The 16,332-nt window shown below is 33.8% G+C and carries 14 protein-coding genes; 5 read left to right on the forward strand and 9 right to left on the reverse strand.

Going from position 1 to position 16,332, the window contains the following annotated elements:
* Positions 1–108: 108 nt before the first annotated feature.
* Together ABNX05_RS01675 and ABNX05_RS01680 are read right to left on the reverse strand one after the other, a co-directional pair.
* Entirely contained in the window at positions 109–294 is a 186-nt protein-coding gene (locus ABNX05_RS01675; protein ID WP_349658097.1) for a hypothetical protein, read from the reverse strand.
* 334 nt (positions 295–628) lie between these two features.
* Positions 629–874, reverse strand: coding sequence for a hypothetical protein (locus ABNX05_RS01680; protein WP_349658098.1), 246 nt, complete (start codon positions 872–874; stop codon positions 629–631).
* A gap of 368 nt (positions 875–1,242) precedes the next feature.
* Between ABNX05_RS01680 and ABNX05_RS01685 the strand changes: the two genes are divergently transcribed.
* Positions 1,243–1,548, forward strand: a complete 306-nt coding sequence (locus tag ABNX05_RS01685; RefSeq protein WP_432760109.1) for a helix-turn-helix domain-containing protein — start codon at positions 1,243–1,245, stop codon at positions 1,546–1,548.
* Positions 1,549–2,547: 999 nt separating this feature from the next.
* On the opposite strand, the gene ABNX05_RS01690 is transcribed toward ABNX05_RS01685, so the two are convergent.
* Positions 2,548–3,207, reverse strand: coding sequence for a Type 1 glutamine amidotransferase-like domain-containing protein (locus ABNX05_RS01690; RefSeq protein WP_349658099.1), 660 nt, complete (start codon positions 3,205–3,207; stop codon positions 2,548–2,550).
* A 655-nt stretch (positions 3,208–3,862) separates the two neighbouring features.
* Positions 3,863–4,342, reverse strand: a complete 480-nt coding sequence (locus ABNX05_RS01695; RefSeq protein WP_349658100.1) for a GNAT family N-acetyltransferase — start codon at positions 4,340–4,342, stop codon at positions 3,863–3,865.
* 262 nt (positions 4,343–4,604) lie between these two features.
* On the opposite strand from ABNX05_RS01695, the gene ABNX05_RS01700 reads away from it, so the two are divergent.
* Both ABNX05_RS01700 and ABNX05_RS01705 read left to right on the forward strand, forming a co-directional pair.
* On the forward strand, positions 4,605–5,540 hold the full coding sequence (locus ABNX05_RS01700) for a bile acid:sodium symporter family protein (RefSeq protein ID WP_349658101.1): 936 nt from the start codon (positions 4,605–4,607) through the stop codon (positions 5,538–5,540).
* A 1,425-nt stretch (positions 5,541–6,965) separates the two neighbouring features.
* The gene (locus ABNX05_RS01705) at positions 6,966–8,210 is read left to right on the forward strand and encodes a nucleoside permease (protein ID WP_349658102.1); all 1,245 of its coding nucleotides are present in this window, start codon (positions 6,966–6,968) and stop codon (positions 8,208–8,210) included.
* A 101-nt stretch (positions 8,211–8,311) separates the two neighbouring features.
* Here ABNX05_RS01705 and ABNX05_RS01710 read toward each other — a convergent pair whose 3' ends face one another.
* Both ABNX05_RS01710 and ABNX05_RS01715 read right to left on the reverse strand, forming a co-directional pair.
* Complete coding sequence (locus tag ABNX05_RS01710; RefSeq protein WP_349658103.1) at positions 8,312–8,773, reverse strand: VOC family protein; 462 nt, start codon at positions 8,771–8,773, stop codon at positions 8,312–8,314.
* A 188-nt stretch (positions 8,774–8,961) separates the two neighbouring features.
* The gene (locus ABNX05_RS01715; protein ID WP_349658104.1) at positions 8,962–10,467 is read right to left on the reverse strand and encodes a methyl-accepting chemotaxis protein; all 1,506 of its coding nucleotides are present in this window, start codon (positions 10,465–10,467) and stop codon (positions 8,962–8,964) included.
* A gap of 138 nt (positions 10,468–10,605) precedes the next feature.
* Here ABNX05_RS01715 and ABNX05_RS01720 point away from each other — a divergent pair, with 138 nt between their 5' ends.
* Both ABNX05_RS01720 and ABNX05_RS01725 read left to right on the forward strand, forming a co-directional pair.
* A complete protein-coding gene (locus ABNX05_RS01720; RefSeq protein ID WP_349658105.1) occupies positions 10,606–11,556 on the forward strand; it encodes an MBL fold metallo-hydrolase in 951 nt (316 codons plus the stop codon).
* Positions 11,557–12,369: 813 nt separating this feature from the next.
* The gene (locus tag ABNX05_RS01725) at positions 12,370–12,984 is read left to right on the forward strand and encodes a hypothetical protein (RefSeq protein ID WP_349658106.1); all 615 of its coding nucleotides are present in this window, start codon (positions 12,370–12,372) and stop codon (positions 12,982–12,984) included.
* Positions 12,985–13,109: 125 nt separating this feature from the next.
* On the opposite strand, the gene ABNX05_RS01730 is transcribed toward ABNX05_RS01725, so the two are convergent.
* From ABNX05_RS01730 to ABNX05_RS01740, 3 genes are all read right to left on the reverse strand, one after another.
* Positions 13,110–13,325, reverse strand: a complete 216-nt coding sequence (locus tag ABNX05_RS01730; protein ID WP_349658107.1) for a hypothetical protein — start codon at positions 13,323–13,325, stop codon at positions 13,110–13,112.
* Between the two features lie 144 nt (positions 13,326–13,469).
* Positions 13,470–13,925, reverse strand: a complete 456-nt coding sequence (locus tag ABNX05_RS01735; protein ID WP_349658108.1) for a nucleotidyltransferase domain-containing protein — start codon at positions 13,923–13,925, stop codon at positions 13,470–13,472.
* A 503-nt stretch (positions 13,926–14,428) separates the two neighbouring features.
* Positions 14,429–16,252, reverse strand: a complete 1,824-nt coding sequence (locus ABNX05_RS01740) for a DNA ligase D (protein WP_349658109.1) — start codon at positions 16,250–16,252, stop codon at positions 14,429–14,431.
* Positions 16,253–16,332 lie beyond the last annotated feature (80 nt).

The raw sequence follows: 16,332 nt of genomic DNA on the forward strand, positions 1-16,332 counted from the left end.
AGCGAATCAATCTCTTTTTGGTCAAATCCGCTTCCAAGATTCAATTCACTTTGCTCTAACTCCATTGAAAGAACAACACGCATTTCTTTCCAAAAATCCCCTAAGTTATTAACCAGGAGTTGTTATATAATGAAAACACATTCTATTGATTGGATATATCATATTAATTTTACGCATCGTTTTATTTTCACGCGGATGGAGCAGAGTATCAGGTACCTTCGAATACAATTCATCTATTCCAAATAAATCTGTTGCTTTAATATACATCTCTATAGGCGTTTTTGTTATGTTCATTTCATACTTTGTAAAACCAAAAAAAGAACAATAATTATACGGAACACTTACTTTCAAATCTTCACTATGCTCTTCTATGCAAATTACTAATCTGCTCAAGCTCCTTCCCAATGTTTCGTATCAGCTTATAAATATTGCATCTTCTACATTCCTTGGTTTAATCAAAAGCTTTTCATTTCGGACATCCTCGGCATTCGAGAAAGGCTATGCAGACCTATTGATTGATTAGCCTTGATCTACGCTGTTCGACTTCTTTTCGTATTGTTTGGCACCCATTCAATCATCACCTCAACTGTAAGTGCTCTGAATAAAACTTTCTTTAGGTACAACCCGGTTAATCATCTAAATCCTCCTTATAGAAAATTTCACCATTAAACCAGTTTGGGTAGTCCCAAACGAAAAATCCAAAATCTATAAATGATTCGTCATCATATGGTTTAAAATTATCAATTTCATCGTCAGAATATCCTATTGAACGAAATATCTTGCGATCCTCCGTATTATCTTCAACATTTACGAATTCGCCATCTGATTCAGCTTCATCAATTTCAATAGAAATAATTTTTAGCGCGTATTGCATATGGAAAAAGGGTTACCTAGGTTAGGAAATTAGAAATAATTTCCCGGGTAAGCGCAAGAAATGACAAGTTTAGTCTTACATTCCAGCAACAAGCGACTAATTTTATCAATATTTTCCGCTTTTCTGAAAGTCCAAGCAGGCAATAAAACTCTTGTCTGTACATCTTTCATCCAATTGCACCACTTAATCTAAGCACAAGTATATCAAAGTAAAGATTATGCTGAGTGTCTAAAAAGACTAGAAAAAAAATATCCTAATTTATTAATATCATATGATATTGGGATAGCTGAATCTTATCTTCAATTTAATAGAGGTGAACTGTTTGGCTTATGTATCTTTAGTTATAACTATAGCAACATTGATAGTAATTGGCACAACTATCATTACAATACGGAAAAGCAAAAATCTCTAGGCGGGGAAATTCAATGACACAAAACTATTCGTTCAATACAAAAGATGAATTTATTAAATTAGTACAATCTGAAATATTAAATACATCAGAAGCGTTAGAGGAACTTAATATATCTCGTCAGGCGTTAAATTCGCTTGTAAAACGCGGTAAATTAGTTCCGTTAAAAGAATTAAGTCGAGATAGATTATTTTTAAGGGAGGATATAGAAAATCGAAAAAATACTACTAGAATGCTTAAATCTAAAAGTAAAACTTATGATTAATAAAATAAATTTGTAGAATTATACGGAGGTTCATTAATGAATAGCAAAACACCTGATTGTTGAAGCTTCTAATGTACTAGTACTATCTCATCCAAACGATGTTTATGTTCAAAAGGAGAGGTAATCTGTCGTAAGATTGGTCTTACTTGGCTACTCGAACAGACCAGCCGAATCCAAGTAAATATGATTCACAATCAATATAACTATTAAAGAAAAGGAAGTGAACAAAGTGGATTACGTTTAATTACTAGCTTACAAGACTTTTTATCGTATATTCTAATTACTACTACAGCAAAAATGTTGAACAGAAAAGTAGAGATTAATGCGTCCTTTGTACTTAGTATTTCACATATCCACTAACACTATGCGAATGACACTCACACGAATATTTAATATCCTCATCATCGTATCTCTGTCGATTTTAATACCTCGTACAACAGATTTTAATAATTTAACAATGTCAGACTATTTTTTCTTAGCACTGTATATCTTTATTATTATTCTTTTCATAGTTAACACCGTACTAGAAATAATTAATAAAAGAAGAAGCGATAATTTATGAGTAAAAAATATCTGAAATAATTCATATGGATTGGTGAAAGTGAAAAAACATAGAGCCAGGTACTTACTTAATATGAGCGCCTGGTTTTTGGTTCATATAAATAAGCAATAGCTTGTCCGTTTCATTTCTAATATATCAATGTTTATTCAAGTTATAGCACATTTTATAACTTTCTTCATTAGAAACTCTTATTTCAATATCTGTTAGTGTTGCTTTAAAATAAAGTTTGATCAAATTGATACTAATAACCTTGATAAATGATCAAAGAAAAGAGCGTGTTTTGGAAAAGAATAATCATAACACGCTGTAAATATTTTCAGTTGACTCATTTTTCATAAAAAAGTTTGCTTATTTTTTGTTGGTACACAATTGTTGGTTTAAAATAGAAGCTTTGCATAAAGAAATTAATCCAGTTAAACCATAGCTGTTCACCACAACTAGAGCGTCTGATCCAATTTCTGAATCTTTGAGTGGGAAATTAAATAAACATTGCCTAAAATGTCGATTTTGTCTCCCTTTACACGTACAGCGCAATCTTTGTTCGACGCATAAATATTCATTTTTTTCGATAAGGTAGATAGTTCGTCTTGAACCAACGCAAAGTTATTTTCAAGATCAAAGTGAGACAGGATGGAAAAATTGTCAAGGCCGATTCCGTCGTAAACAGAGTTTATTTCAACTTTATAGCCAAAGTTTTTCGAGCATAACCATTTAGCTGACATGTTGATTGCACCAGCGCTTGCTCCCATCACAACGGCTCTGCTTTTTTTAATCAAATCCGACAATTCATACTCCACCAAAAACCCATTTTGATTAAGAGTATTTCCACCCAACAAGAAAATAACTGAAGCATTTTGAATTATGGTTTGGGCATCTTCCTTCTGTACGCGATAATTAATTAAATAATGATATTCATTAAACATAATGCCGGCCTGGTCAAGCCAAGAGCGTTCAGTAGCACCATCATCTTCATAAAAAAAAGGATTAGAGCTAATCATAGCAAGCGATTTCCTATCAGTTATATCCTCCTGTAACACCCTGCCCAGATTCTCTGGGAAAAAATTGTTAAACCAGCCTAAATAATAGTGAGTTTTCATAAGTACCCCCGTAGCAAAGTATAAATAACATTAATTTCCTTCGTTACTCATTCTGTTTTCTTGTCGCAAGCACAACACTCTCAATATGTTCCGTTTGCGGTGCCATTTGTAAAGGATTGCGACACAATTTTATCAAATTTTTCCAAATGTTATAACTTTATTTTAAACGATACATCTTTTTTTCAAACGGAATGACTTAATTTCAGATCTATATAACTCACCACTAATTTTAATCTAGGAAACAAAATATATGTAATAACTTTTTAAAATCTCATCTGACTATTAATAGGTGCGCATTTCCCTTATTTGCTATTTGATGCTGATTTCAAATCAAAAGAAAAAGCCTCCAACTTAAGATGGAAGCGCAAGTTGGTCGTCGGTCGATCTGTTCTGATAATTAATTGTTCCACGTGAGGAAATACTTACAGCACCGACCTACCTGAGTTTAATCATTAATTTCATACATAAAATGAAACGTTTGATACAAATCATACACTTGCGCAATTTGATACATATTTATGAAGCTAATATTCAAGGATTGATGCTAGACTTTCCACAATACATAAAACCAGTGTTAATCTACAAAATGTAGCATCGACTCTGGTGACGAAGGAAGATAGTAAAAAGTAAACTTACTTTTATTTGTGGTCTACTATTATTTTATTGATTGTCTCATAATAATTTCTTCACCGATACGTCCTATTAATCTCTCATTTGTATCCTCAAATCCTACTTTTAAATAAAGTTTTTGTGCTGGTATATTATCTTTGTCTACAACTAAAACAATTTCATCACAATTCGGAAATTCTTTTTTAACAAACTCAACTAGTAATGTCATTCCTTGTTTTGCGTAGCCTTTTCCTTGTTCGGTATGATTAATTGATAGTGCCGTTAATAACATAGCATTCAAATTATTAGAGTATTTCTTTACTCTCTCATTTGAATTTAGGAGAAAGAAACCAACTGGTGTATTATCACTTAAAATAACAATACGATACTGTCCCTCATTAATTTCCTCAAATTTGCTTGGAAGTGCAGAAAATTGTTTTTGTTCCTCTGTAAGTATAAAAGAGTTCAATTCTTTCATATATTCACTTGAAAAATGCTTTAATTCAACCCTTTTTAATTTTTCCATAACAAAATTCTCCATTCATTTTTTCTATACTTTACCACTTAAATAGGTTTCGGTCATTGTTTTTCGAAATTTCAAAAAACATTTTGTCAAATTTAATTTCTAATTCCCTTACCTAATTCACATAACTACTCAAAATAAAATTCTAATATTGAAAGTATGATAACGAACTATACTATATTAACTGATTATTCCCATTATTGATTAAATTCTGTAATTAGTTTATAGTTTACTATGTTAGCAAAATATTACATCGAGGTGTTACATGAAAGTTTTAGAACGTTTTAGTCAATTTGTTAGCAATACATTTGCAATTTGGGTGCTCCTTTTTGCAGCGCTTGCCTTTTTTATCCCTAGTGGATTTTCTTGGATTGGAGCGTATATCACGACATTATTAGGTATTGTAATGTTCGGTATGGGATTAACCATAACGGTTGCGGACTTTAAAGAAGTCTTAACTAGACCGAAAGATGTGGCAGTTGGTGTAGTTGGTCAATTTCTAATCATGCCAACATTAGCCTTTTTACTGGTGAAACTGTTCAATCTTCAACCAGAAATCGCAATTGGAGTTATATTGGTAGGTTGCTGCCCAGGAGGCACATCTTCAAATGTCATGACATTCCTTGCTAAAGGGGATGTGGCATTATCGGTGACAGTTACATCTATCACAACTTTATTAGCTCCAATCATCACACCTGGACTTATTTATTTATTCGCAAGTGAGTACATAGATGTTGCACCTAGTGCACTTTTTATGTCGATCGTCAAAGTAATTATTATTCCGATTGCATTAGGCTTCATTGTACAAAAGTTCTTTAACAAGCAAGCTAAAGCAAGTGTGAAAGTGATGCCACTTGTTTCTGTAGTAGCCATCGTTGCTATTGTGGCTGCTGTAGTTGCAGGCAATCAACAAAAGATTGCTGAAACTGGTTTAATTATTTTGACTGTTGTTGTTTTACACAATTGTTTAGGCTATTTAATCGGGTATTTATTTGGAAAGATCTTCGGTATGAACTTAGCGAAAAAGAAAGCTATTGCTATTGAAGTTGGAATGCAAAATTCGGGCCTAGGTGCATCTTTAGCGGTTGCACATTTCTCTCCATTAGCCGCGGTGCCAAGTGCGATTTTCAGTGTCTGGCATAATATATCAGGTCCTATATTAGCAACCATTTTTAGTCGTATGAACGAAAAGGTTAAGTAAATAATTCAACACATAGCATTAAAATGTTCAAAAACTCTGGAAGCGGCTTTTCAGAGTTTTTATTTTAATAAGAATTAAGTATTACTCACTTTATAATATTCCTTATTCATATCAACTGTTATGCCACGAGGCTTAAAACATAAATAGGCCGCAAAGCTTTCTTAAAGAAAACTCTGCGGCCTATTTATCTCTTGTTATAAGATTTTTGTATTAGACTCTCCCGTATATACTTAAAGAGCTCTCAGACGAATCGAGACGGAGAATTCTGGATTTTCAATACGTCTGAGAGCCATTCTATTAAGTGCCAGTTACATTTAATCATGTAGGTTATGATTGTACCGAAGCTTCAATTTAACTAAATTTCTCAATTAATACGCGCGTTGTGAGTAGGTCTGAAATACTTCTTAATAGCTGGTTGAGAGATATCAAATGCTTCAGCTATCTCGGAATACTTAAAATAAGGCGTCTCGTTGAATCACCTAATGCTCGATAAACATTTGGCATGATCATTTCCTCACTTTACACATAACTGTTCGGTTATATGTAAAATATAAATATGAGCGGAAATAACGTAAGACTTTTCTTAAAATACAAACAGTTATCCGCGAAAATCAACCTTTCGGCTACTTCATCATCCGTTTAAAAATGAGCCCCATTGTCCTTTATTGAAGTAATTGAAAATAGAAAAAAAGTTACTCATTATTTTTCAAATGAGTAACTTCACTTTGTTGAAAAAAATATGTAAAGGAATGCTATCCCTTAGTTTTCTCGTTCTATGTGTAACAATGACTGGACATACATTATTTTCAACTACTACACATATTTTCATTCAAATAAAGAGAGGATTGCTATAATCCATACACATATCACTAGTATTAAAAACCACCAGCCCATAAACTTTACGAACTTTTTTAAAAATGATTTCTTAATGAATTTTTCTGAAAAGGAACTCATCTTTAAAAAATCTTCAGTATTTTTTAACAGCATGTATGAAAAACTGCCGAAAATTAACGTAACCACTATTGCCATAATAAACATTTCCAAAGAACCTACTCCTAAACTATAAATTCTAAAACGTCACTTACTAATTATATTATTTAGTTACTAGATTGCCTACCAAAAAATTCAAGAACTAGCCCTAATATAAAATCACGTTCTAAAATTGGAATGTACAGTAGATATCTTCCTAATCCCTCCTTGTTGTATTTCTCCACGTTCTTGCCAGTTACTAAAGAGGGTATATACTATCGCATTTTTCACCAAAACAATTCTGTGACTTTATATAGGACAAACCTTCAAAAGAAACTCCAATAAATTCGTATGATTCGGACATAAGGAGCAAATGCTGTAGTTATGTTCTTAAATCCAAAGCAGTGAATTTTTATTGCCTCAGAACAACCACATCACCTTCTATAGGAGGAAAAAATGAATATAAAATTACGGCTTAAAATAATGATTTTTCTTCAATTTTTTATTTGGGGGTCTTGGCTCGTTACATTCGGTTCTTATATGATTAATACGTTGAATTTTACCGGCGCGCAAGTTGGAATCGTGTATAGTTCTAACGGTCTTGCAGCCATTATTATGCCCAGTCTTATAGGTATAATTGCAGATCGTTGGGTAAAAGCCAATGTTTTATACGGAATATTGCATTTTCTCGGTGCGATTACCCTATTTATTGCGGCTCAAATTTCCGATCCTACGATGATGTTTTGGGTAATGTTCTTTAACTCAATCGTGTATATGCCAACACTTGCATTATCGAATACGATTTCTTATTTTAGTTTGGAGAACAAAGGGTTTGATATTATAAAGGACTTCCCTCCTATTCGTGTCTATGGGACAATTGGTTTTATTCTTGCGATGTGGATTATTAGTCTTGCCAAAATTGAATTAAGTAATATTCAATTATTTATTGCTAGCGGCTCTTCGTTAGTTCTTGCACTTTACACAATTTCTCTTCCGGCATGCCCAACTTCCAATGAAATAAAGGACAAGTCATGGGTAAGCCTTTTGGGACTTGATGCTTTTGTTCTTTTTAAAGATAAAAAAATGGCTTTGTTTTTAATTTTTTCTATGCTACTAGGTGTTGCGCTACAAATTACTAATACATTCGGTGATCCATTTTTACACGACTTCGCATTGAACCCTGATTATAAAAATAGCTTTGCTGTTAAATATCCAGCTATTTTATTATCAGTGTCACAAATTTCAGAGGTATTCTTCATTCTCACCATTCCGTTTTTTTTAAGTAAGTATGGCATTAAAAAAGTAATACTCATCAGTATGATTGGATGGACATTACGTTTTGTTTTCTTTGGGTATGGAAGCCCTGTTGGCGGAGGATTTTTACTATTGCTGTTATCAATGATCGTTTACGGTTGTGCCTTTGATTTCTTTAATATTTCGGGAGCGATTTTTGTTGAAAAAGAAGTCGATCATCGAATTCGAGGCAGTGCTCAAGGATTATTTAGTACGATGGTCAATGGTATTGGCGCCTATTTAGGAGCGGTAATTAGTGGCAAAGTAGTTGATTATTTCACAGTTGAGGGCGTAAGAAATTGGCAAAATATTTGGTTGTTCTTTGGCGGTTATACGTTCGTTTTGGCCATCATTTTTGCCATCGTTTTTAAATATAATCATGACAGTAACGCATTGAAAAATGGATAATATCACCTGCACAAAAGAAAGAGCCTTACCGTTCATGGTATAAGGCTCTTTAACTGTAATGGAATTTCTCACTAAAGAATTCCACAAAATTCGCTAAAAGCTTAGACGGAATAACATTTTCTCCACTCTTCAAGAGACATCTCATTAAAACTCTCCATATCATCTAGTCTCAATGGTGTAATGAATTCTAATGAATTACCATCCGGGTCTGAAAAGTAAATTGCTGCATGTGCATGAGGATAATTTGATAATACTAAAGGTTGATGTTCGGAAGTAAGGCCAAATTCAGTGCGAACTTCAATGCCAATTGAAGACAACCACTCTTTTACACGCTTAAGATCTTCTTCGTCAATTTTAAACGCCAAATGTCGGATAGATGGATGGTATTTTAATTCAACGCTATCACTTTCCCATAAACCTAACCAGCTTTCCCCTTTAACGATCCAGAAAAAAGCTACCTTTCCTTTTTTGTAAGCAAGCTCCAACCCTAATTTTTGATAAAATACAATCGAGTTTTCTAAATTACTAACTGGTAAATGTGCTTCATATAAACCTTTTATCATTTCAATATTCTCCTATTCCACCTTTATTTATGAAATAATATATAAAAAACACATTCCATTTACATCCATCTTTAGTCTGAAATTAAAAAAAGCCTTTCTTCTAATCATAAGAACTCATATAATAAAAACCCTCTCCTTTGAAAAGAATTTAGACGACACCTCCCCTTACTAATAATAATTATGTCAATCTAATTTCCATTAGAATCATAAAAAGATTCTCTTTCTTTTTTCATAACAAGCGATTTTAATGTATCGCTTAATTCCTGAATACGACTAGTTGTATTCGTCATCATTTCAAGCATAGTATGTTCGTCCTCCACCGAATGCACAATCTCTCCTGTGGAAGTTGCATTTTGTTCGGTCATGTCATTAAGTTTTTCAATCTGGAATTGGATTGTTTCAAACTGAGAAATAGCGCTGCTTAATTCATTCATCCCTCTAGTTAAATCTATATTGGCATTATTAAATGAATCTTTTAGAACATTGAAGAAGTTGCTCACATCTTGTAAAAGCATTTCCCCTTGTTGTAACGCTCTTTCACCGTCATCAGAGCGTTGATGAGCTTCTGTTGATTTTTCGAACAAAGTCCTCGTTACATTCGTAATACTTACCGTAATAGCAGCACTTTCTTCCGCTAATTTCCGCACTTCATCAGCAACGATGGCGAATCCTTTACCATGCTCCCCCGCTCTTGCCGCTTCAATTGCAGCATTAAGAGCAAGTAGATTCGTCTGTTCTGCAATATGTTGTATGCCCTTTAATAAACTATCTACTGTTTTCAAGCTAGTCTGTAACTCATTCACTGTTTCGGCAGTAGAACTCATCGCTTGATTCATTACGCCCATTTGCATCATCGCATCCTGCATTTTCTCCCACCCTACTAGAATCTCTTGCTGCAAATCAGTAGATTTTGAAACAGTATCCTTTGAAATGGAGAATGTTTCATTGACAAAATGCACAGATTCCTTCATCGTGCCATGAATCATTTGTAAGCTAGATGACTCTTGCTGAATACTTGCGGAAATATCCTCAGTAGCTAAAATAATTTGTTTACTAGACCCTGATATACGCTGCATTGTTTGTTGGAAATGTGTAACGTGCTCATCCAATGCTTGGCTACTTTTTTCAATTTCCTGAAACGTATTCTCAAGTTGATTTAATGACGTTTTTACTTCATCTTGCTGAATTGCAGCATGCTCAATTAGTTCATTGCCCCATTTTGCGATTAAATATAATGCAATAATAACACCATTCATAATCGCTAGAAGCGTAATGAATACCGTAATATCATTAAATGGACCTAGTAATGATTCAGACTTAACAATATAAAGAATTAGGAAGCTGATGTTTGTTAGCACGCCAAAAAACACTAGTAATTCTTTCTTAAAATACAGAGCGATAATGGCCACCGAACAAAGTAAAATATAATGTTTATTTAATGAAAAGCTTTCAACTAAAAATAACGTAAAGACAACACTTGAAGGAATCATTCCGAAAATAAAGCCTTTAACATACGTTTTAATTGGTAAAAAGTAATTACATATAGCTAACGCAATAACGGCAAGTCCAACAAATAAGAACATAATGCCCTTTGATAATATGAGCGGTCCACAAATTAGCGCAGCCAAAATTGCAATGATGGCTAAATTAACTCGATGGACCTTTTGTGTATCATAGCGGATATTTTTCTCCATTAATAAATCCTCCTAAAAAATGAATGGACATTCAGTATAATTTTCTATTATTATAAAGTATAACCACTACTTTTTATAGATAAAAAATGCATATCAGAGAATATTTCGTACTCAACAGAAATGAAGGGGGATTATTTAATGGGGAGAGTCCAACAACTTGCACCAAATTTTTATTGTATTGATACACACGATTTAAATCGAGAACAACGTACAAGCTCTTATTTGCTGATTGATGAAAAAATTGCCTTAATCGAGACTTCTGCTAGTCCGTCTATGCCTTATATAGTAGAAGGTTTGAATGAATTACATATTACTCTGGAGGATATTCAATATGTAATTGTTACGCATATCCATTTAGACCACGCTGGTGGAGCAGGTTTATTTTTACAAAGCTGTCCAAATGCCACTTTCGTTGTCCATCCACGAGGTGTATCTCATATGGTAGATCCAAGTCGTCTAATTGCAAGTGCTAAGAGTGTTTACGGAGCAGAATTCGATCGTCTATTTGATCCGATTGTACCTATTGATTCTGAACGCATTATAGAAATCGGCCATGAGGAGGTACTATCTTTAGGTCAGCATCAGCTAACGTTTTATCATACAGAAGGTCATGCAAAGCACCATGTATCAATGCATTATTCTGCTACGAACGGATTGTTTGTTGGAGATACTACTGGTGTACGTTATCCAGAAATGGAGAGCGAAGCAATTGATTTAATTATTCCCTCCACTTCACCGAATCAGTATGACCCACAAACGATGGAGCAATCTATCCAGCTTTATGAAAAGTTAAATGCTTCAGAATTGTATTTCGGTCATTTCGGTGCATATAGAAATCCGGCTGAAGCTTACAGACAAGTGCGCTATTGGACGCCGCTATTTCTAGCTGAAGGAAAAAAAGTGTTAACGGTATCTAGTGATTTTAAAGAACAAGTACATTATTTAGATAGTCGCTTGAAGGCACTATTACACAACTATTTACAGGAAAACGGTATCGCAGAAAATCATCCCGTTTATCAAACAATCCCGTTCGATACCATTGTTTCTGCAATGGGGATTCTTGATTATCTAGGAAAGAACGACGTATAGAATGGTCCTTAAACACTATTTGTTTAAAGATTCAGTAGAAAACCCATCGGCGACTTTCTTAATACTTGATTGAGAGAAATCGTTTGCCCCTTCCTGTTTTAAGGGCTGTCATTTGTTTCTAAATAAAAGGATAGCGCTGGTCTATCCTTTTATTTTCATCTAACCCATTCTAACTTACCGCGATTATATGACCAAAAAGGTTAACCATCTCATACGAGGTGGTCTTTTTGTGGTTTTAATCAAAGATGATAATAATTAATTGAGACTGATTAAAAAGAGGCAATTTCTCTTTAGAAACTATTCAATACTCCAAAATAAACTCATTACTATCCTCGTTGAATATGGAAAAAATTACATATATAAAACAATGCAAAAAATTGTTAAGATTTGATAGGTAAAGTATTCTATGGAATGAAATTGGAAAGGTGACTTTTCTCCAACAAGTGAAGACGTTTTTTTAATAATTGAGCAAAATAGTAATAGAATTACTCTTTATTTATCCTAAAGTTATTATTAAAAGAGGTGAGAAAAAGCGAGTTCCTTACTTTTAGGAGTTTGGATGGGACATTACCTATTCTTTTATCATTCATTTTTGAACCGCTTAAACCGATTGTTATTGTTGATGTTACTGGTATATGTTTTGTAATTGTAAGTGAGGTAAACATTTGTTGTTTAACTAGCGAGTGCTCTCATTAAATATTCGATTCACGAAATACCAAACGAGAAAGACTGAGTGCTCTCTATGCATTATATAGTTGAATGATGTCTTTTTTGTTTTACAGCAACAATCTTAACAAAAAAGGAGTAACCCAATTGAAAATTTTTTTAAATGTAACATCTTATTTAGCTACTGCTATTGCCGCAGTTCTTGCATCTTTTTCTTTAGCAGAAATTTATCATTTTAATAGTGATGATCAATATAGGTATTACCAAATTGGTATTTACTTAATGTCACCTATCACTGTGATTATTTCCTTTATTATCTGTTATTTTTTAATAAAAAAAATAACGATCAAACCGATAATTTTTGGTACATTAATCGGTTTTTGGTTGATCAAAGTTATACCAATGGTTAACTTTTCATATCACTACAGATTAGACGAAGATTACATACTAAACATCTTTATTAGGAACACAATTGACTACTATATCCTGTTATTGCCAAGCATTCTTGTGTTTTTATCTCATTTCTTATTAAAGAAATATAACAACTGGTTGCATATCAGTGGCTTTACACTTGGAGCCACTATCAGTTTCTTTTCAACCTATGCAATAGTTCTTTATATGAGACATGTTAATAATTCATTAACTTCGTATCATTATTTCGATAACAACGAATTAATGATCGTTCTCGTAGGAACTGCTATTTTCACGATTTTAGGAAATATTATCGGACTCAAGAAATTTAATCAGACACAAGAGAATTGATTTATCTTCACGTAACTAGAACCCGGAGTGAATGTTTATTGTGTGAAAGCGAAGCGTTTATAGCTGACGCTTCGCTTTCGCTACAAAAGAACATTTACTAAAAGAAATTAAATTCAAGCAATACACTACATTTCATAAGGAATTTTAGCTTCATTTGAAAAGTTTGCACTAGCCCATTCACCCTCACGCTTAAACAACTCATATACAGCTTCTCGGTCCGACGGCGGTTCATCTATCCAATTTAGTAGCGTACAAATAATAGATTCTTTTTCTTGGAAGTGATGAATAAAGACTTCAGACTGTTCGTGAAGTCGTGTCGTCCAAATCTGAGAACGTACCATTACCATTGAATAGTAAGTTCGGATGAGTTTACGAGAGAAACCTTGTGTAAATATTTTAAAATCTTCCGTAGAAGCTGTTTCTAACCTTTTTAACGTCCGATTAAGAGCTTCGTAAATATCACCATTAAAACAAATTGCTATCTCTTATGTAAGTTTATACGGACCAAATCGTTCTCCTAAATCCTCTCCATACACACAAACACAGAGTTCCTTTAGAAATGCATTTTCGTAATAATTTTTTGGGGTAACCGCATCCTCGTAATATGCTACAGCTATACCAACTTCACGAACTAGAGAACGATAATTTTGTGACAGTTCTTCAGCAAGTTTCTTTAATTCAGACAACTTAACGGAACTCAGTTTGGGCTCAAACAGCGCAATAAGGTCTAGATCTGATTTTTTTACAATCGCTTCTCCTCTTGCTACACTAACGTACACATAAACACTATGCAATTGTTGATGAAATATACGTTTAAGACTCTCGATAGATGATTGAATGCTAGTCATATAGACATCTTCAATTTTATCTTTGCTCACATCGCTTACAATAAACCCATTAGAATCTAGACCAAATCCGGCATGTAAATTCCCTATTTTCATTTCAATTCACCCCTTTGTGTGAATTACTGCTCCATTAGACTAACAGTGTTTAAAAAAATAAATAAATCTTTTAGTAAAAAACAGAACAACTTTATTAGAATCTAGAGATTATTTTAATCATCATCGAATAAAGAAGATATAGCTAAGTAAATTAAAAAGAGGTGAACTAAATGAATGATGTGTTTTATAATAAACACTTTAAGCTACAAGCATCTGCAGACTAAAAGCTCATAGCTGAAGAAATAACAAACCAAGCTGTTACATCGGCTGTTAACAGTCATTGGCATGGCGACCATATCCGAGGCAACCAAACATTTAAGCAAGTCACCCTTAGTAAGTATTAATATTAATTTTTGATTTAGCAAACGAAATTAAAATCTGTTCAAAAGACTTAGATTACATAATAAAATTATAATCTAGTTAAAAAGCATCGCCACTAAAGCTGATGCTTTTTGCTTTTCTTGAGGTTTTGCTCCACTCTACATGTTCAACTTATGAATGTATCATTGCTCCTTTAAACGTTCTAAAGCCGAGTGAAAATCCTGGCTCTCCCCTATTTCGCGGAAATTTTTAAATGGATTGCTCCCTTTTTTCATACGCTCCAGTACAGCAGGAATCGTAAATTGATCAGGTGTTAAATACTCATTAACCTCCTCCCAGTATAATGGCGTTGCTACTAATCCCTTCTCATTGCCCCGAGTTGAATAGGGCGCAATAATCGTCTTGCCTTCTGCATGCTGCACATAATCTAAATATAATTTTTGATGTCTATTCTTCTTTAAACGCTCGATCGTATACAATTCTGGTTTTTGCTCACATAAAAAACGACAGATAAATTCAGTAAATACGCGCACCTCATCATAAGTAAAGGCGTTTTCAGGTAATGGTATATATAGTTGTAATCCTTTACCCCCTGATGTTTTCACAAAAGATTGAAGCTTAAAATAATCGAGCATTTCCTTTAAATCCAGTGCCCCAGAAACGGCAAGCGAAAATTGATCGACTGAAGGTGGATCTAAATCGAAGACAATTTCAGTAGGATGCTCTGTTTGTAACGTTTGAAAAGGTATGTGCAGCTCTAATGCAAGCTGATTGCCAAGCCATAGTAATGTTTCAAGATTGTTGCATACAAGATAATGAATATCGTCCATCCATCCTGTTGAAGCAAATGCAGGTATTTTCTCTGGACTACTTTTTTGATAAAAGCTCTCCCCCGGCACGCCATGAGGAAATCGAATTAACGTAAGCGGTCGATCTCGCAAAAAAGGTAGCAAATACGGAGAAATCAATTGCAAATAGTGCAAATATCCATCTTTCGTAATACCGATTTCAGGCCAAACTGGCTTATCAGGATGCGTTATCTGAACAGTGTCTGGAATAGGAAAAAGCTGACGCTGCATATGCTGCCAATGACAATCCTCTGGCAACATCTCCAGTCGAAATGCATGAAAACGCGGTTCTCGACATTTACTGCCATCAAAATCAATACATGCTATATCGACACAGATGGATGCCTCCAACTCCCATGTTTCATTATTCCTCTGCCCATTTGCCTGAAAAAAAGCAATAAGTGTTTTACGTTCTTCCTCCGACATTCCATGTTTAAAACTAACAACTTCAACTAGCTTATCCTGTTGATACATACTGCCATGAAAATAACCATTGCTATGATCGTATTTCGTAACGATCACCGTTACATATCTCCAATTTTTTATTTTCAACCAATGTGTCGAGCGTATATCCCCAACCCATTTACTCGTTTTCCTCTTCGCAACCATGCCCTCTCCGTTGTAAACCTTAATAGCCTGCCAAAGAGATTCACTTTGCTCCACACTATTAATCACTTGCAAAGAACGCTGATCCTCATAATTGACAGTCACCGGGAGCTTTAAAGTCGTAAAAAGCTTAGAAAGTTGCTGTTTGCGTGTTTTTAAGTACTTACTTGTTAGCGACTCTCCTTTTATGCTCAGTAAATCAAAAGCTATATAATGACAAGGAAAAGCTTTTGCATGCGTAGCAATAACATCTTTGTTTTGCATCCTCCCTCTTTGTTGGACGAGCGAAAAATCACTGTTAAAGTTATTTATTAAACAAACTAATTCACCATCAAATGTAAGTGGTAAATACTTTTTAACTTTATTAAATAGACTTTTACAAAAATCGAGTATCTCTGGAAACAAGTTATTTAAGTTATTGCCATTTCTACTTATTAACATTGGCTGTTCGTCCCACACTAACATACATCTAAACCCATCATATTTTGTTTCGTACATCCATTCCTCACCAATTGGCGTTTCAAGCACTTCCGTTAAAAGCATTGGTTTCATATGAATCCCTACTTTTCTTTTTACTTTCAGTTTTTGACGATTTCACTTTAAGATACATAAAAATAAGCAAAATATATCAT

It is taken from the genome of Lysinibacillus zambalensis (genome assembly GCF_040183165.1).
GTDB lineage: Bacteria > Bacillota > Bacilli > Bacillales_A > Planococcaceae > Lysinibacillus > Lysinibacillus zambalensis.